Genomic DNA, 16,346 nt, shown 5'->3' on the forward strand with positions numbered 1-16,346 from the left:
CTCACTAAAGAATCAAATTAATATCACCAAACTCATGCCAGAGATACCTATGATTGAGTGCATGGTGATAGGCTCTCCGTACATACTCTTCTTTTGTAAAGGCACGAAGCATATGGAGGTGGCTAGTTTCAGGTTCATGCAAACCAGTTAGGAGCCCATCGACGAAATTTAGTGATGTATCACCGGTGACATATAAGTTCGTATGCCCTGAAAGGGTAGGTGAATGCTTGTTTAAAGCGACGGTCTCAAGGGCACGGACAACGGTTGTCCCTACAGCGATAACACGATTGCCATTCCTTTTTGTTTCGATAACATCTGTGAATGTTTGTTCTGGAACCGAATAGGCTTCAGGGTGAAAAAGTGGATTTGGCCAATGATCATTTCCATAATAGCTAATGCCAGCATGTAATTCTAAAAAGGCTATTCGAATACCTACTTTTTTCAATTTCTTGATAAGACTCCATGTAAAAGCACGTCCTGCAGAAGGCATTTCAATTGAACCAGGAACGGATGCAAACATCGTTTGATAATCTGAAAGTGGCCAGTTTTTATTAATATATTCGTAGCGAATAGGTGTGCCATATTTGTGTAAATAAGACAAGACTGGCTCTTTCAGTTGTTCAAATTGAATCTTGATAAGTGGAGACTCGCTTCCTTTTCCGATTATCTTGATCTGCACATTTTCAGGGAGTTTGAGTAACGTCTGTGATGAATCAGGGAATAAAATTGCTTCCCAAACAGTATCGGTGATTTTTCTAGCTAATCGTATTTCCGTTTGCTGGTCAGACGTTTTTAAGACAGCAGGTATGGTTCTGCTTCGATTGAAAACGAGTAAGTCTCCTGTTTGTAATAGATGTGGTAAATCTAGCAATGTTTGATCGTTAATTGTACCTGTTTTCCTATCTAATGTTAATAATTGTACGCGATCTCTTTGGCCCTTACTATATTCGATTGGTGCTTCTGCGTTTAGTTCAGAGGGGATTTGAAAGGTTTGATTATTGGTAGATAAGGTATCGTTCATATCGAATCTCCATTCAGGTAATCCTCAATGTTATAGCGCTTACCGTTTGATTTGTATCTTTCTTCCATAATTTGATCAAACAAAGGAAGTAGTTGGGCGGGCTCGAGTAGCGGGTAATCGCAATCTGGAACAGCGATTTCATGCATCGTTGTATTCATTTCTCCTGGATCGATTAAGCAAGTATGCACACCTGTTCCCTCAAGTTCATCCGCCCACGTTTGTACCATACCTTCAAGTGCAAATTTAGAGATACCGTAAGCTCCCCATTCAGCAAATCCCGTTTTTCCTGCAGCAGAGGTTATATTAATGATGAGCCCTTCTTCACGATTTAACATGCCTGATAGAACTCTTTTTGTAACTAAAAATGGGTTAAGAATATTAATTTGGAGTACATGGTTAAAATGTATTTCTGGGTAATCAATTAATTCCGTTGGTCCAGGACCAAAAATGGATGCGTTGTTAATGAGCGTGTCGATGTGACCAAATTGTTCTTCCGCAACGGAGACAAGGCGGTCAACGTCCTGATAGTTAGATACGTCGGCTTCTATTGCGATAATGGTAGCACCTAATGCTTCTGCTTTTCTTTTTACTTGATTTAGTTCATGGATGTTTCTTGAGCAGATGATGAGTTTCTGTTGTTTGCTTGCAAAATGGTATGTCAGTTGTTCGCCTAATCCTTTAGAGGCGCCTGTAATCATGATAACTTCTTGTGTTTTTTTCATGTTAATCATCCTTTCGTTTTGTATGAAAGTGTACTAAAGCTGGTGTGCTCTTCTTCGAAGCTCGCTCCGAGAAGGGAGTTCAGCACCCGCCATTCCCTCCGCTTTGGTTAGTGCAGGCTTCTTGGTTAGCAAACTTCTCATACAAAATAGATGAATGAAAGGTAATAAAAGTTAACAAACCAAGAAGCAAAGGCATATTGAACAAAAATGCCACCAGTCAAGGGGCAAACGTGAATCGGCTTCGCCATGAATGAGTAGTTGTGTCATGTTTCTATGTACATTGTATGTTTGAATCGTTTTTTAAACATCGGGGATTGGTTGGGAGGATAAGTAATAAAATGGAAGGAGAGTATCTACAACTATAGATGTAGATTCATAGCAAACATTTGTTTGTATTTGTATGGTAGATTGTAGTAAAATAAAGGTGAACCAAATGAGAAGAATGGATGATGTTCTTTTGGAATTGTTACAATTACTGATGATGGGTATTATTGTTCTATTACTTATGACAGTCTGTTTTTGGTTGTGGATAAAAAAGCTTAGAAGTAAAAAGTATGACCTAACGAAAATTTCGTTAGCTGATATTGATAAAATGTCAGGTCATGACTTTGAGGATTATTTAGTTGTCTTGTTTGCAGCACTTGGGTTTAAAGATATTTATTTAACAAAAAAAAGCAGAGATTTTGGGGCAGATATGATTTTTTATAATCAACATTTAGAAAAGACTGTCCTGCAAGCCAAGCGATATTCTGATAAATTGGGGCTCACGGCCGTTCAAGAAGTATATGCAGCACAGGCATTTTATGAGGCAAAAAGAGGTTTGATTGTTACAACGAGTTCACGAATTTCAGACCCTTGCTATCAATTAGCTTTGGCAACCCAAATTGGAATTATTGACCGAGACGGGGTAGAACATATTATAAAGCTTTTAAAAAAAGGAAAAGTGGAGCAGGCTCGCCTATTTATGGAGGAAGCATTTGTTGTTGAACCGTACCAATATGAAAATTCTTTAGAACAATTGGATACGGAGCGTCACATTTTAAAAGTAGGCGACTATTATTATAAACGATAACAAGAGCTAGATAAGAATAGGCATCTAGCTCTTGTTCTTTCATTCCTTTTTTGGAATAATATTATAAATTTCCCCAGATTCAAATAAGTGGATAACTTCGTTCAGCCAGCTATAGTAGTTACGAGCATGTTCCATTTTGATTAAGTCGTTTTGAACCGCATTCTGGAGGCTCTCATCTTCAAAATTAGAGAGACTTTCCAGCGTTGAACAATGTTGTTCGACGGCCTTTAAGTTATTATCAACAGAATTCCTCCAGCGTTTAACAAATACAGTGGAGAATGATTTATACCAATCATCCTCTGATTGATAAAGATCTTTTCGAACCCCTTTTTGCCAAGCGCGATCGACCATATTAGCCTCGAGTAACGTACGAATGCCGGTACTCATACTCGTTTTACTCATGCCAATCGATTGACTCATTTCATCAAGCGTCATAGGCTCTTCAGCAAATAAAACCGTTCCATATAAACGTCCAACTGACTGTGATATCCCGTACATATGAATATTTTTTGATAATTCATGAGAAAATTCTTCACGAGCTTGCTCGAGCTTTTCCCAACTTTTATTGTTGATGTGATCAACCATATTTAGTTTGTCCTCCCCAGAAAGATATCATCGGTTTCTTTTTGTCCATTCCCATTTTCATAGTGAAAAATCGATTCTTTCAAATTATCCCAAATAAATAATTATTTATTTTAGGTTTATACATAATTATAAAAGGGTAAAGCTTATTCGTCACTCTTAATTCGGACTTCTTCATGTATCGTATCAAAAAAGTTAAAAACGTGGTAGTTTCTTAAAAGTGATGATATGTAAGGATAAGCTAGCATTTCTAAGGATCATTCCTGTATATTTTGTACAGTTTAAACTGTACGTAATAAATAGACGATATATACAGAATATCAAGATTGTCGTAATTTTTTTAAAAGGCTATAGTAGGTAAGTCGGATATTGAGAGAAAAAAGTAAGTGAGGTGAACGTAAACGTGGCAAAAGTAAAAGTGGAAGGTCTCACAAAAGTCTTTGGTAAGAAGACAAAAAAGGCGATGGATCTTCTAAATCAAAAGAAAACAAAAGAAGATGTATTAAAAGAAACAGGAATGACCGTTGGCGTTAATCAAGCTAGCTTTGAAATTGAAAATGGTGAAATCTTTGTCATCATGGGGTTGTCTGGTAGTGGTAAGTCAACGATTATTCGGCTGTTAAATCGTCTTATTGAACCTACTGCTGGAAGCGTTTGGTTAGATGGTGAAGATTTAGCGAAGATGGATAGTAAGACATTAAGAGAAGTTCGTAGAAAGAAAATGGGGATGGTTTTCCAAAAATTCGGATTGTTCCCGAATCGAAACATTTTAGCGAATGTTGAGTACGGTCTTGAGGTACAAGGGATACCAAAAGCAACAAGAAAAGCTAAAGCAATGGAGTCCATTGAATTGGTTGGCCTCTCAGGATATGAAACGAAGTATCCGAATGAATTATCGGGTGGGATGCAGCAACGTGTTGGTTTAGCAAGGGCGTTAGCGAATGAACCTGATATTTTATTAATGGATGAAGCTTTCTCCGCATTGGACCCTTTAATTCGAAAGGACATGCAGGATGAGCTTTTAGAATTACAAGAAAAGATGCAAAAGACGATCATTTTTATTACGCATGATTTGGATGAGGCCTTAAGAATTGGTGACCGTATTATGATTATGAAGGATGGGGCATTAGTTCAAGTAGGAACACCTGAAGAAATTTTGACTCAGCCTGAAAATCAATATGTAGAAAAGTTCGTAGAAGATGTTGACCGTTCAAAAGTATTAACGGCAGAGAATGTTATGATACGTCCAGAAACGATTAATTATGAAAAAGATGGTCCGCGTGTAGCGATTCAAAGGATGAAGGATGCTGGATTATCAAGCATATATGTGACGAACCGAGCAAAGGAATTGATTGGTGTTGTCCATGCTACTGACGTTTCTCGATTAATAAAAGAACAGAAAAATGATTTACAAGAAATTATTGATAAAGATGTGCCGAGAGTTACTTTAGATACATCCATACATGATTTAATGGATTCGTTATCAACAAGTTCAATTCCTATTTCTGTCGTTGAGGATGGAAAATTACGTGGCATTATCGTCCGCGGAGCAGTCCTTGGTGCTTTATCTGGAACGGAGGTGGATTTTAATGGATTCAATACCGCGTCTACCACTAGCTGAATGGATTGATAGTTTTGTTACTTGGTTAAGAGGTGCAGCTGGATTTTTTGATGTCATTCGTAACGGGATTGGATGGTTAGTTGATCGATTTGAAGACATTCTTACTTTTCCACCAGCATGGTTATTCATCATTATTGTTGTTGGTTTAGCTGTATTAGTCAGTAAGAAAAAAATTGGTTTACCTATATTCACATTAATTGGACTCTATTTAATTTATAACTTAGGTTATTGGGATGGAGCGATGTTAACGCTCGCTCTTGTTTTAACGAGTGCTTTTATTGCATTAGTGATTGGAATTCCATTAGGTATCTGGATGTCTAAGAGTAAAATTGTCGAAAGCATCCTAAAACCGATGTTAGATTTAATGCAAACAATGCCTGCATTTGTATACTTAATTCCTGCTGTTGCCTTCTTTGGCATTGGTATGGTTCCTGGAGTTGTTGCCTCTGTCATTTTTGCAATGCCACCGACAGTTCGATTAACGAATTTAGGAATTAGACAAGTTTCGAACGAGCTTATCGAAGCGGCCGATGCATTCGGATCTACACCTGCACAGAAGCTATTTAAAGTGGAACTGCCAATGGCAAAAGGAACAATTATGGCAGGGGTTAACCAAAGTATTATGTTAGCTCTATCTATGGTTGTTATTGCTGCCATGATTGGAGCACGAGGTCTTGGACAAGAGGTTTATTATGCGGTTGGACAAAATAATGAAGGAAAAGGTTTCGAAACAGGAATCGCGATTGTTATAATAGCCATCATCCTAGACCGACTCACACAAAGCTTTAATAGTAAAAAAGAAGAAGGATAAATACGAAAGAGAAAGATGTGGGAACGACTCCCGCGGAATGTGTGGCGAAAGCTAGAAATCCAGCGACATAGCCGACTAGCTCAGCACCACGCGGTGGTCTCGGAGCATAATTTTCGGTAGCGGTGAACAACGCACCAACTTTCATACAAAACACGTAATCAAGCTATAAAAAGGCTTTGATTAATAGATACTAACTTATAAGGAGTGGTCAATTATGAATAAGACTTGGAAACGTACAGGTTTGGCACTAGGTTTATCAGCAGCACTTGTATTAGCAGCATGTGGAACTGATGATGACACAGCAAACAACGACACAAACGGAGATGACGGAGAATCTTCTACAGCCGTAGCAGAATCACTGGATTACACGATTACTGGCATTGATGCAGGAGCAGGTGTTGTAGCTGCAGCTCAAGACGCATTAGATGTATATGACTTAGAGGGTTATGAAGTTCAAATGAGTTCATCGGCAGCGATGACAAGTGCTCTTGGAACGGCGATTGATAATGAGGAACCAATTGTGGTCACTGGTTGGAATCCACATTGGAAATTTGCTGAGTATGATCTTAAGTATCTAGAGGATCCGGAAGGTGTTTTTGGGGCAGCGGAAGATATTCATACAATCACTCGCCTTGGTTTAGCGGATGAAATGCCAGAGGCTGTAGAGGTGTTAGGCAACTTCTTCTGGACAGAAGATGATATGGGTGTAATTATGAATGATATTAATAACGGTGCAGACCCAGAAGCTGCTGCCCAAGAATGGTTTGACAATAACCAAGATAAGGTTGCAGAATGGACAGATGGCGTTAATCATGTTGATGGCGACGCAATTTCTTTAGCATTTGTAGCATGGGATTCAGAAATTGCATCTACTCATTTAATGGAATTAGTGTTAGAGAGCGTTGGTTATAATGTAGAAATTAGTGTACTAGAAAATAGCTTTATGTGGGAAGCTGTTGCTTCAGGTGAAGCGGATGCAATGGTAGCCGCTTGGTTACCAGCAACACACGGATCGCAATGGGATCTATATCAAGATCAAGTTGATGATTTAGGACCAAACTTAGAAGGTGCTAAGATTGGTTTAGTCGTACCAACTTATATGGATATTGACTCGATCGAAGATTTGAATAACTAACGATTTTGTAGAAAAGCCTATTTAGTTAAAAGCTAAATGAGGCTTTTTTTTAGGTGTAATAAACTAAAAATTATGAAAATAATAGCTTTATTGATAAAATAATGTGTATAAGAAAAAGGGGGCTTGTGATGATGGAATATCGACCACTAGGTAAAACAGGTATAAAAGTAAGTGAAGTCAGTTTAGGAACATGGGCGATTGGTGGATCATGGGGGAAAACGAGTGATGAGCAATCACTCGATGCTCTTCATTATGCGATAGAAGCAGGTGTGAATTTCTTTGATACGGCTGATGTTTATGGCGATGGTCATAGTGAGGAGCTCTTGGCTAAGGCTACCAAAGGAAAAGAGGAGCAGATCTATTTTGCGACGAAATTTTGTCGGCAAGGTAACTTACAAGCACGAGATAATTATTCCTATGATAAAGTGAGAGAATATTGCGAAGCGAGTTTAAAAAGATTAGGCCGTGAAGCGATTGACCTTTATCAGATTCATTGCCCACCAACGGATATTTTAAAAGAAGGTGAAGTGTTTGATGTTTTAGATCGCCTTCAAAAGGAAGGGAAAATTAAACATTATGGTGTGAGTGTTGAAACGGTAGAAGAAGGGCTCATTTGTTTGGAGCATCCTAACGTCCAAGCACTACAAGTGATCTTTAATATTTTCCGTCAAAAACCGTTAGAGCAATTATTTCCTGAAGCTGAAAAAAAGGGTGTTGGTATATTAGCCAGGGTACCATTAGCAAGTGGCTTATTAACTGGAAAGTTTTCGCTAGATTATCAGTTTGAAAAGGATGACCATCGTTCTTTTAACGAAAATGGAGAGGCCTTTAATGTTGGAGAGACTTTTGCTGGCTTAGGTTTTAAAAAAGGAGTGGCACTATCTGAACAGCTCAAATGGATTGAGGACGGTCGTGATTCGATGGGGCAAGCGGCGATTCGATGGGTACTCGATCAACAAGGTATTACTTGTGCAATTCCAGGTTTTAAAACAAAAAAACAAGTTATTAGTAATTTAGGTTCAGCCGAGCAAAAGAAATTTTCGGACGCGGAGTTGGGGAAATTGCAGGCGTTTTACCAGGACTATGTAGAAGGTTACATTCGCGGACCTTACTAAAAAGTGGCAGCACTCAAGACTAGGACAATTCCTTTTTAGCATAGAAATCAGTAAGGAGGGATGTTCGTATGGTCAAAGGGGTGGATATTCAAGGTCTATTGTTCGTTATTCTTTCTGTATGGCAAGAATATGTATCGTATCAGCATTTACCAAAGGTCTACTATTGGAAAATGGAGCAAATGGAAGAAGATGAGGACGTACCTAATACGAAGAAATGGGTTTCATAAGGCACTATTAATGATACCAAACACACATGGCAAAGCTCCAATCTATACAAAACAAGACCACCTTGCATAAGGTGGTTTTGTTGATGTGTACTTTTAGACATGCTGCTTCATTAGTTGAGAGATTTGTGCCACAATCTCTTCTGTCGCTCCATCATCTTCTAATAAATCATAGTCTTTAATATTTAATTTCAAAACGGGACAGGCAGTAAATTCATGAATCCAATTTTGATAACGTCCATGCATTTCTTGCCAGTATGTAAGTGGTGTTTGCTGCTCCATATCACGGCCACGTTCATGAATGCGATTAATGACATGATCAAGGTCGCCTTCAAGGTAGATCAGTACGTCTGGGTGTGGGAAATAAGGAGTCATAACCATCGCATCAAAAAGGCTTGTATACGTTGCATAATCAGTTGGATTCATCGTTCCTTTATCAAAATGCATCTTTGCAAAAATACCTGTATCTTCATAAATTGAGCGATCCTGAATGAATCCACCACCCAATTCAAACATCTTTTTTTGCTCTTTAAATCGTTCAGCAAGGAAATAGATTTGTAAGTGAAAGCTCCAGCGTTCAAAATCAGCATAAAATTTATCGAGATAAGGGTTATGATCAACATTTTCAAATGATGTATGAAATTGTAGGGCCTCAGCAAGCTTTTGGGTCATCGTTGATTTACCGACGCCAACCGTTCCGGCAATTGTAATCACAGCATTGGAAGGTATATTATATTTTTCTCGTAGATTCAAGAGGAACGACTCCTTTATGTTCGAGTTGTTGTATGATTTTTTCTAAATCTGCTTGGTTATTCACATAATCGAGCTTATCTCCATCCAATCGAATAATCGGTATAGAGGGATTCTCTTTTTCAAAAAGGTCGATCGCTTTTTCATAGTCTGAGCTTAATTGCTCTAAATAGGTTGGATCAATATTTTGTTCCATTTCACGACCACGAAGTGCAATTCTCTTTAGCAGTGTAGGTAGACTTGCTTGAAGGTATATAATAACATTTGGCTTTGGCATATCTTCAGTGAGGATTTCAAATATTTTATAATATTTCTCGTACTGCTTGTCTGATAAGGTCCGCTGAGCAAAAATTAAGTTCTTTAAAATATGATAGTCAGCAACAACTGGAAGATGCTTCAAAAGGTATTGCTTATGTATATCTTCAAGCTGTTTAAAGCGATTGCAGAGAAAAAACATCTCCGTTTGAAAGCTCCATTCAGAAATATCTTCATAGAATTTACTTAAAAAAGGATTCTCATCAACGATTTCCTTTAAAATCGGGTAGTGAAAATACTGAGAAATAGCTTGAGCTAATGAAGTCTTTCCTACACCAATAGGACCTTCAATCGCAATAAAAGGTGTATCCTGCATACTAAACCTCCTCGTGTTCTTGTTTTAAAGAGCCGCAACTGTTGTAAACTAGACTTCCTGAAAGAGAAATCTAGCTACAAACAGTTTAGTCTTGTTAGACTAATTTCGTCGTCCAATCCTCGACATTCCAAACATCCGTAACGACATCCTGATAAAACTCTGGTTCGTGACTAATTAATAAAATACTGCCTTTGTACGCTTGTAAAGCCCTTTTCAGTTCTTCTTTGGCATCTACATCTAAATGGTTTGTTGGCTCATCCAATAGAAGAATATTCGTTTCATTGTTAATGAGCTTACAAAGACGAACTTTTGCCTTCTCTCCGCCACTAAGCACAACAATTTTACTTTCAATGTGTTTAGTCGTTAAGCCACACTTGGCTAAGGCAGCACGTACTTCGGCCTGAGTTAAGGAAGGGAACTCACTCCAAATCTCATCAATACACGTATTATCTGTACTTTTAGCCTCTTGTTCGAAGTAACCAATCTCTTGATAATCACCGCGTTCGATCGTACCGGAAAGAGCGGGATTAATACCTAAAAGACTCTTTAATAACGTTGTTTTACCAATCCCGTTCGCACCTACTAGGGCAATTTTCTGACCACGTTCCATTCTTAAATTAAGAGGCTTTGAGAGTGGCTCATTGTACCCAATAACTAACTCTTTCGTTTCAAAAATAGTCTTGCTAGGTGTTCTAGCTTCCTTAAAGTTGAATTGCGGTTTTGGCTTTTCCTTTGCTAGTTCAATGATATCCATTTTATCTAATTTTTTCTGACGCGACATGGCCATATTGCGCGTTGATACGCGTGCTTTATTTCTTGCAACAAAGTCTTTTAGTTGAGAAATCTCTTGTTGCTGCCGCTTATAAGCTGACTCTAATTGTTGCTTTTTCATCTCATGGACTTCTAAGAAATGGTCATAATCGCCAACATAACGATTTAATTCTTGGTTTTCCATATGATAAATTAAGTTAATAACGCTATTTAAGAAGGGAATATCATGTGATATTAAAATAAATGCATTTTCATACTCCAATAAGTAGCGCTTTAACCATTCAATATGTTGTTCATCTAGATAGTTTGTCGGTTCATCGAGTAAAAGAATATCTGGCTTTTCAAGAAGTAGTTTAGCTAGTAAGACTTTCGTACGTTGCCCACCACTTAAATCCGTAACATCTCGGTCGAGCCCAATCTCTTCTAAACCTAAACCACGAGCAATTTCTTCTACTTTTGCATCAATGATATAAAAATCATTGTTCGTTAATATATCTTGGATCACGCCAACTTCTTCTAACATTTTCTCGAGCTCTTCAGGTGTAACCTCACCCATTTTGTCATAGAGGTTATTCATATCTTGTTCTAAATCAAATAAATATTGGAAGGCACTTTTTAAAACGTCACGTATCGACATCCCTTTCTCTAGAACGGTGTGCTGGTCTAAGTAACCAACACGAACACGTTTTGACCATTCCACTTTTCCTGCATCTGGCATTAGTTTGCCAGTTATTATATTCATAAAGGTTGATTTCCCTTCACCATTCGCACCAATTAAACCGATATGCTCCCCTTTTAAAAGGCGAAAAGAAACATTTTCAAAAATGGCTCGGTCACCGAAACCATGACTTAAATTAGATACAGTTAAAATACTCATAACGACACCCTTCTTCTAAATCGGACATTATTTCTTCTCATATCTTACCATATAATCACAAAAATCATATGGTAATTGAAGGATTCATTGGCGATTTTTAAGCGTCCCATTCATAATATCGACATGATCCGTGCTATACTAGGGAAGGAAGTGTTAGGTAGGTTTTGATTGATAGTAAACTTACTCATATTGAAGAAGATTTTACATACGATAGGAGATTGGCTCATGAAAATATTAGTTACAAGGAAAATTCCTGCAGCATTATTGAAACCTTTGAACGAACTACCAAACGCAGAGATTGTTATGTTTGAAAAAGAAGATGAACCAATGCCTTATGAAAGACTTGTTGAAGAGTTAAAAACCGCGGATGCCGTTTTCTCTAATCTGTCAGATAAATTAGATAAGCATGCGTTAGAACAAGCTCACAACTTAAAGGTTATCAGTACGTTGGCCGTTGGTTTTGACAATATTGATTTAGAAGTAGCTAAGGCTAAAGGCATTAAGATTGGACATACTCCCTATGTGTTAACGGAGGCTACAGCGGATTTAACGTTTGCCCTGTTATTAGCGGTGGCACGTAACCTGCCACAAGGACAACAAATGATTAAAAATGATCAATGGAAAAGCTGGAGTCCGTTTGGCTTAACAGGCAAACAAGTATATGGTTCGAAAATTGGTATTATCGGTATGGGACGAATCGGCTTAAGTGTGGCACGAAGAGCAAAAGGATTTTCAATGGCCGTTTTTTATCATAATCGTAATCGCCATGAAGAAGCAGAAAAAGAGGTTGGAGCAACGTATTGCCAGTTAGATGAGCTTTTGGAGCAAAGTGATTTTGTTGTGTTGCTTGCCCCGGGTTCAAAATCTACCTATCGAATGCTTGGGAAAGAGCAATTTAAGAAAATGAAAAATACGGCTTATTTGATTAACTCTTCTCGAGGTACGAATGTCGATGAGCAAGCTCTCTATGAAGCCCTGAAATCAGGTGAGATTAAGGGAGCTGGCCTAGATGTTTTTGAAAAAGAACCTATTTCTGCAGAGCATCCTTTGCTTGAGCTAGATAATGTATTAGCGATTCCACATATCGGAAGTGCTTCTGTTGAAACAAGAGAAGAGATGGTACAAGTAACGATAACGAATATTATAAATGGATTAACAAATAAAGAGCTCGTTTATGAAGTGCCGAACTCATAAACGAAATGAATCAATGGTCTGAAGAAAGGGGAAGAAGAATGAGCGAACGTTTTAATCAAGTAATCGAGCGTAAAGGAACGAATTCTTTAAAGTGGGACATGTTACAGGAACGTTTTGGTTCCGATGACGTTTTACCTTTATGGGTAGCAGATATGGACTTTCGGGCCCCTGATGCGGTTATTGAAGCTATTAAGGAAAAAGCTGATCATGGCATCTTTGGATATCCAGCCCATGCAAAATCGCTGGATAAGGCTGTACAGTCATGGTTAAAAAGAAGATACGGCTGGGAAGTACAGGAAAACGCTTTTATTTACACGTTAGGAGTTGTGCCAGCTTTAAGTCATTTAATTTGTACATTTACAAAAAAATCAGACGAGATTATTATACAATCACCGGTTTATTATCCTTTTTATGATGTTATTGAAAAGAATGAACGAACGCTAGTGAAAAATCCTCTGAAATATAATGGGCAACGTTATGAGATGGATTATGAGGATTTGGAATCAAAAATTACGGATCATACAAAAATGCTGCTTTTATGTCACCCACACAATCCTGGAGGTCGTGTTTGGGAAAAAGCAGAGCTCGAAAGACTTGTAGCCATTTGTAAAAAGCATAATCTATATATTGTATCGGATGAAATTCATGCCGATCTATTATATGATGGCTTCACTCATACACCGATTGCTTCCATCGATCTAGAGATGAGTAATCGAATTTTCACTTGTTTAGCTCCTAGTAAGACATTTAATTTAGCGGGAATGCAAGCGTCTTACGTCGTCATAGAGGATGCGGCGAAGCGTCTTGAGTTCAAGAAATATATGGCAACAACTTTTACAGGTATGAATAATAGCTTTGCAGAAGTGGCTATGGAAGCGGCTTATACGTATGGCGAGCCTTGGTTGGAGGAACTGATGACTTATATTCAACATAATTATCAGTTAGTCACGACCTTTATAACCGAGCATATGCCAAAGATTAAGTGGATGGAGCCTGAAGGAACCTATTTACTATGGTTAGATTTCACAGGTTTAAATATGGACCCAGTTGAGCGGAAGAAATGGTTAATTGAAGAAGCGAAGGTTGGTTTTAACCATGGGGCAATGTTTGGTGAAGAAGGTTCTAACTTTGAGCGAATGAATTTAGCTTGTCCTTCAAGTATAGTAGAGGAAGCATTAACTAGGTTAAAAAGAGCATACGATAATATCAGTTAATTAATATTATTTAATGAAGGATTTAAGATCTGTATAACGAATTATTCTTATACGGAAGAAAGAATGAAGACTGTCATATTTTGAAGTGAGTAAACATATATTGTTGTATAGCTTGTCCGATTGACAAAGTTTACGTGGAAAAAGGAGATATTTGCACATGAAACAAATCAATCAATTTCTAGAGTTAGTCGACGATTTTAAATGTAAGCTTAATCGAAATTTGACAAAACAAGAATTAGAACTAATTATGTGGATTGAAGAAAAGAAATTAGAGGCACTGTTTGAAGAAGTATAAAGACAGACTAAGTCGTTTTAATGAAGAGTTACTGACTGATGTTACCATCGCAGTAGCTCTTTTATTTTTATGCGAAAGAAGACCGATTGGAAGTCGAGCCAAACTAGATATCGAAGAAGTTACTGAAGAAGAGGGGAGCAAGTGCAAAAAAAGGCAAGATCATGATATCACTTCCTTATAAAACGAACATGCCGGCTCCTGCAGGAGGAAAGCCCCCATTCCTGGAGCGCTCTTCGAAGAAGAATACATCGTCCTTAGTTACACTTTCATACAAAAAATTGGCTGTCTATTCATTAATATGGTTAAATAGAAATAGAATTGTTCGAATGGAATGGAGGAGTTAAATTATGAAAACATTTAAGCTTTACTCAATCTATTTATTACAAAATGAGTCAGGAAAAGTAACAACATCATCACTTAAATTGGATCGTGGATTAATTATAAATATGGAGAACTCCAAGCAAACATGGCTAATCGAAGCAGTAGTAGAAAAAGATCTCTTTCCATTCTTTAGTGAGGTTCAACAAGATGACAAGGATTTATTACTTGATGTTGTCATATCTAGAAAAGATAATTACCCAGCAACACTTATTACAAAAGTATCCGAAATTACCCAATTATCAAATGGAATAAGTATTCTCATGAAGGGTAAGCTTGTTTTAGGTAAAGACGATGTGTTAGAAGATGTTATTGAAGATTTAGTTGCTGATAACTATCAAGGTGAAGAATTTATTGACGAATTCAAAAGAAGAAAAGCTGATTTGACAGCTTACTCTCAAAGAACATTAGAAGAAATCTACCAAGAGTTAGAGAAAACAGGGGATTACCGATTAGCATGACAATCTTGGATTGCCTTTAACCTTTTATGTTACCAACAGGACGGAGCATAATTTTCCGGAGCAACGAGCAGCACACTATGTTCGCACTGCACCTCAATAACTTTCATAAAAAATTCGAACCAAGCTCTGTTGGTTCTTTTTTTATGCCACTTTTTATGAAGAATAGGATGTGATTTATGTCACATACTGAAAAGTAAATAGCTTCTCATAAAGGGGAAAAGCCATGTTAGGTGAAAATAAAAAATTAGCGATCATTTCAATGGCCTCTATTCCTCTGGTCATGACGCTCGGAAACTCCATGCTCATTCCTGTCTTACCGATGATCGAAAAAGAGTTAGGAATTACATCATTACAAGTAAGTATGCTCATAACCATCTATTCGGTAGTAGCGATCATTTGTATTCCAATTGCGGGCTATTTATCTGATCAGATTGGCAGAAAAAAAGTGATTATCCCTAGCCTCATTATCTCAGGAATTGGAGGCTTGGTTTCTGGTGTTGCAGCTGTATATGTTGCCAATCCCTACTACCTTATTCTCGTCGGTCGCTTCTTGCAAGGTGTAGGAGCAGCTGGGGCCTCTCCGATAGTTATGCCTTTAGTTGGGGATATGTACCAAGATCAACAGGAGGTTAGTAAAGGGCTAGGTACGATTGAGACCTCTAATACATTTGGTAAAGTGTTAAGCCCAATTTTGGGAGCGAGCTTAGCTACTTTACAATGGTATCTACCGTTTTTTTCATTCCCGATATTCTGTTTTATTTCTATTTTGTTAATGGTTTTTCTCGTGAAGTCTCCTCCATTAAGTACCGAAAAAATCAAACTACCAGATTTTTTGAAAATCTTAAAAAGTATTTTTAGGCGTGAGGGTAGATGGTTATATGCCGTATTTATTATTGGTGGAGTTTGTATGTTTGTATTATTTGGTGTGCTTTTTTATTTATCAACGATGTTAGAGGATAAATATCAAATTGAAGGAGTAAAAAAAGGAATTGTCTTGGCTGTTCCCTTAGCAGCTTTGTGCTTTAGCTCTTTTTTTACAGGGAAATATATTGGACAAGATTTAAAGAAAATGAAAAGTATGACGGTAATGGGTCTATTGCTTCTAGCCATTTCGATTAGCTGCATTGCGTTTACAGAGGATATTTATGTATTATTAACCTGTATTTTTGTAAGTGGGATCGGAATTGGTTTTGCATTACCAAGCCTGGATGCTTTTGTTACAGAAGGGATTGTCAAGGAGCAAAGAGGATCGGTTTCTTCTTTTTATAGCTCCATGAGGTTTGTAGGTGTAGCTCTTGGCCCACCTGTATTTACATTTTTAATAAAAATCTCTCATCAATTTCTTTTCTTAGTAAATGGAATCTTATGCTTTCTCATCTTTTTAATAGCTATATTTATGATAAAAGCTAGTGAAAAATTAAAATATACTTGGTAAGCGTTGCTTCTTTCTCGAATAGACTTATATACTTAAG

Annotated in this window: 18 protein-coding genes; 12 read left to right on the forward strand and 6 right to left on the reverse strand. The window is 37.6% G+C overall.

What is annotated here, in order from left to right; translation table 11 throughout:
* Positions 1-4: 4 nt before the first annotated feature.
* Positions 5-1,021: an S-adenosylmethionine:tRNA ribosyltransferase-isomerase gene (locus PQ479_RS15895; protein ID WP_047987475.1), complete on the reverse strand. Its 1,017-nt coding sequence runs from the start codon at positions 1,019-1,021 to the stop codon at positions 5-7.
* Positions 1,018-1,743 carry an SDR family NAD(P)-dependent oxidoreductase gene (locus PQ479_RS15900; RefSeq protein ID WP_047987476.1) on the reverse strand — a complete coding sequence of 242 codons (726 nt, stop codon included), beginning with the start codon at positions 1,741-1,743 and terminating at the stop codon, positions 1,018-1,020. The genes PQ479_RS15895 and PQ479_RS15900 overlap by 4 nt, the downstream gene beginning before the upstream one ends.
* A gap of 433 nt (positions 1,744-2,176) precedes the next feature.
* Between PQ479_RS15900 and PQ479_RS15905 the strand changes: the two genes are divergently transcribed.
* Entirely contained in the window at positions 2,177-2,815 is a 639-nt protein-coding gene (locus PQ479_RS15905; RefSeq protein ID WP_273717087.1) for a restriction endonuclease, read from the forward strand.
* Positions 2,816-2,854: 39 nt separating this feature from the next.
* Here PQ479_RS15905 and PQ479_RS15910 read toward each other — a convergent pair whose 3' ends face one another.
* Complete coding sequence (locus PQ479_RS15910; protein ID WP_047987477.1) at positions 2,855-3,400, reverse strand: GbsR/MarR family transcriptional regulator; 546 nt, start codon at positions 3,398-3,400, stop codon at positions 2,855-2,857.
* Positions 3,401-3,800: 400 nt separating this feature from the next.
* On the opposite strand from PQ479_RS15910, the gene PQ479_RS15915 reads away from it, so the two are divergent.
* From PQ479_RS15915 to PQ479_RS15935, 5 genes are all read left to right on the forward strand, one after another.
* Positions 3,801-5,018 (forward strand): quaternary amine ABC transporter ATP-binding protein, encoded by a 1,218-nt coding sequence (locus tag PQ479_RS15915; RefSeq protein ID WP_047987478.1) that lies wholly within the window; start codon positions 3,801-3,803, stop codon positions 5,016-5,018.
* Positions 4,987-5,829: an ABC transporter permease gene (locus tag PQ479_RS15920; RefSeq protein ID WP_047987479.1), complete on the forward strand. Its 843-nt coding sequence runs from the start codon at positions 4,987-4,989 to the stop codon at positions 5,827-5,829. The genes PQ479_RS15915 and PQ479_RS15920 overlap by 32 nt, the downstream gene beginning before the upstream one ends.
* Before the next feature lie 214 nt (positions 5,830-6,043).
* Positions 6,044-6,964, forward strand: a complete 921-nt coding sequence (locus tag PQ479_RS15925; RefSeq protein WP_047987480.1) for a glycine betaine ABC transporter substrate-binding protein — start codon at positions 6,044-6,046, stop codon at positions 6,962-6,964.
* Between the two features lie 131 nt (positions 6,965-7,095).
* A complete protein-coding gene (locus PQ479_RS15930) occupies positions 7,096-8,079 on the forward strand; it encodes an aldo/keto reductase (protein ID WP_047987481.1) in 984 nt (327 codons plus the stop codon).
* A gap of 68 nt (positions 8,080-8,147) precedes the next feature.
* On the forward strand, positions 8,148-8,306 hold the full coding sequence (locus PQ479_RS15935; protein ID WP_273717088.1) for a hypothetical protein: 159 nt from the start codon (positions 8,148-8,150) through the stop codon (positions 8,304-8,306).
* Between the two features lie 93 nt (positions 8,307-8,399).
* Here the strand turns inward: PQ479_RS15935 and PQ479_RS15940 are convergent, their stop codons facing one another.
* The 3 genes from PQ479_RS15940 to PQ479_RS15950 all read right to left on the reverse strand — a co-directional run bounded on the left by PQ479_RS15940 (position 8,400) and on the right by PQ479_RS15950 (position 11,332).
* On the reverse strand, positions 8,400-9,056 hold the full coding sequence (locus tag PQ479_RS15940) for a deoxynucleoside kinase (RefSeq protein WP_047987482.1): 657 nt from the start codon (positions 9,054-9,056) through the stop codon (positions 8,400-8,402).
* A complete protein-coding gene (locus PQ479_RS15945; RefSeq protein WP_047987483.1) occupies positions 9,034-9,684 on the reverse strand; it encodes a deoxynucleoside kinase in 651 nt (216 codons plus the stop codon). Before PQ479_RS15945 ends, PQ479_RS15940 begins: the two co-directional genes overlap by 23 nt.
* Positions 9,685-9,778: 94 nt before the next feature.
* Positions 9,779-11,332, reverse strand: coding sequence for an ABC-F family ATP-binding cassette domain-containing protein (locus tag PQ479_RS15950; RefSeq protein WP_047987484.1), 1,554 nt, complete (start codon positions 11,330-11,332; stop codon positions 9,779-9,781).
* A 225-nt stretch (positions 11,333-11,557) separates the two neighbouring features.
* Here PQ479_RS15950 and PQ479_RS15955 point away from each other — a divergent pair, with 225 nt between their 5' ends.
* The 6 genes from PQ479_RS15955 (at position 11,558) to PQ479_RS15980 (ending at position 16,309) form a co-directional block, all read left to right on the forward strand.
* Positions 11,558-12,526: a 2-hydroxyacid dehydrogenase gene (locus tag PQ479_RS15955; RefSeq protein ID WP_047987485.1), complete on the forward strand. Its 969-nt coding sequence runs from the start codon at positions 11,558-11,560 to the stop codon at positions 12,524-12,526.
* Between the two features lie 38 nt (positions 12,527-12,564).
* Entirely contained in the window at positions 12,565-13,740 is a 1,176-nt protein-coding gene (locus tag PQ479_RS15960) for a MalY/PatB family protein (protein ID WP_047987486.1), read from the forward strand.
* 157 nt (positions 13,741-13,897) lie between these two features.
* Positions 13,898-14,035 carry a hypothetical protein gene (locus PQ479_RS15965; RefSeq protein ID WP_273717089.1) on the forward strand — a complete coding sequence of 46 codons (138 nt, stop codon included), beginning with the start codon at positions 13,898-13,900 and terminating at the stop codon, positions 14,033-14,035.
* Entirely contained in the window at positions 14,022-14,216 is a 195-nt protein-coding gene (locus tag PQ479_RS15970) for a hypothetical protein (RefSeq protein WP_047987487.1), read from the forward strand. The genes PQ479_RS15965 and PQ479_RS15970 overlap by 14 nt, the downstream gene beginning before the upstream one ends.
* 166 nt (positions 14,217-14,382) lie before the next feature.
* Positions 14,383-14,874: a YwpF family protein gene (locus tag PQ479_RS15975; RefSeq protein ID WP_047987488.1), complete on the forward strand. Its 492-nt coding sequence runs from the start codon at positions 14,383-14,385 to the stop codon at positions 14,872-14,874.
* A 223-nt stretch (positions 14,875-15,097) separates the two neighbouring features.
* On the forward strand, positions 15,098-16,309 hold the full coding sequence (locus PQ479_RS15980; protein WP_047987489.1) for an MFS transporter: 1,212 nt from the start codon (positions 15,098-15,100) through the stop codon (positions 16,307-16,309).
* Positions 16,310-16,346 lie beyond the last annotated feature (37 nt).

Origin of the sequence: Alkalihalobacillus pseudalcaliphilus, assembly GCF_028610675.1 — a bacterium.
In the GTDB taxonomy this organism is placed as follows: Bacteria; Bacillota; Bacilli; order Bacillales; family Bacillaceae_D; genus Alkalihalobacillus; species Alkalihalobacillus pseudalcaliphilus.

Excerpts from the sequence above, each read along its gene's own strand:
- PQ479_RS15960 (WP_047987486.1), top strand. The coding sequence starts at position 12,565 with ATGAGCGAACGTTTTAATCAAGTAATCGAGCGTAAAGGAACGAATTCT.
- PQ479_RS15930 (WP_047987481.1), top strand. The coding sequence starts at position 7,096 with ATGGAATATCGACCACTAGGTAAAACAGGTATAAAAGTAAGTGAAGTC.
- PQ479_RS15925 (WP_047987480.1), top strand. The coding sequence starts at position 6,044 with ATGAATAAGACTTGGAAACGTACAGGTTTGGCACTAGGTTTATCAGCA.
- PQ479_RS15950 (WP_047987484.1), bottom strand. The coding sequence starts at position 11,332 with ATGAGTATTTTAACTGTATCTAATTTAAGTCATGGTTTCGGTGACCGA.
- PQ479_RS15895 (WP_047987475.1), bottom strand. The coding sequence starts at position 1,021 with ATGAACGATACCTTATCTACCAATAATCAAACCTTTCAAATCCCCTCT.
- PQ479_RS15980 (WP_047987489.1), top strand. The coding sequence starts at position 15,098 with ATGTTAGGTGAAAATAAAAAATTAGCGATCATTTCAATGGCCTCTATT.
- PQ479_RS15955 (WP_047987485.1), top strand. The coding sequence starts at position 11,558 with ATGAAAATATTAGTTACAAGGAAAATTCCTGCAGCATTATTGAAACCT.
- PQ479_RS15935 (WP_273717088.1), top strand. The coding sequence starts at position 8,148 with ATGGTCAAAGGGGTGGATATTCAAGGTCTATTGTTCGTTATTCTTTCT.
- PQ479_RS15965 (WP_273717089.1), top strand. The coding sequence starts at position 13,898 with ATGAAACAAATCAATCAATTTCTAGAGTTAGTCGACGATTTTAAATGT.
- PQ479_RS15945 (WP_047987483.1), bottom strand. The coding sequence starts at position 9,684 with ATGCAGGATACACCTTTTATTGCGATTGAAGGTCCTATTGGTGTAGGA.
- PQ479_RS15910 (WP_047987477.1), bottom strand. The coding sequence starts at position 3,400 with ATGGTTGATCACATCAACAATAAAAGTTGGGAAAAGCTCGAGCAAGCT.
- PQ479_RS15920 (WP_047987479.1), top strand. The coding sequence starts at position 4,987 with ATGGATTCAATACCGCGTCTACCACTAGCTGAATGGATTGATAGTTTT.
- PQ479_RS15975 (WP_047987488.1), top strand. The coding sequence starts at position 14,383 with ATGAAAACATTTAAGCTTTACTCAATCTATTTATTACAAAATGAGTCA.
- PQ479_RS15900 (WP_047987476.1), bottom strand. The coding sequence starts at position 1,743 with ATGAAAAAAACACAAGAAGTTATCATGATTACAGGCGCCTCTAAAGGA.
- PQ479_RS15905 (WP_273717087.1), top strand. The coding sequence starts at position 2,177 with ATGAGAAGAATGGATGATGTTCTTTTGGAATTGTTACAATTACTGATG.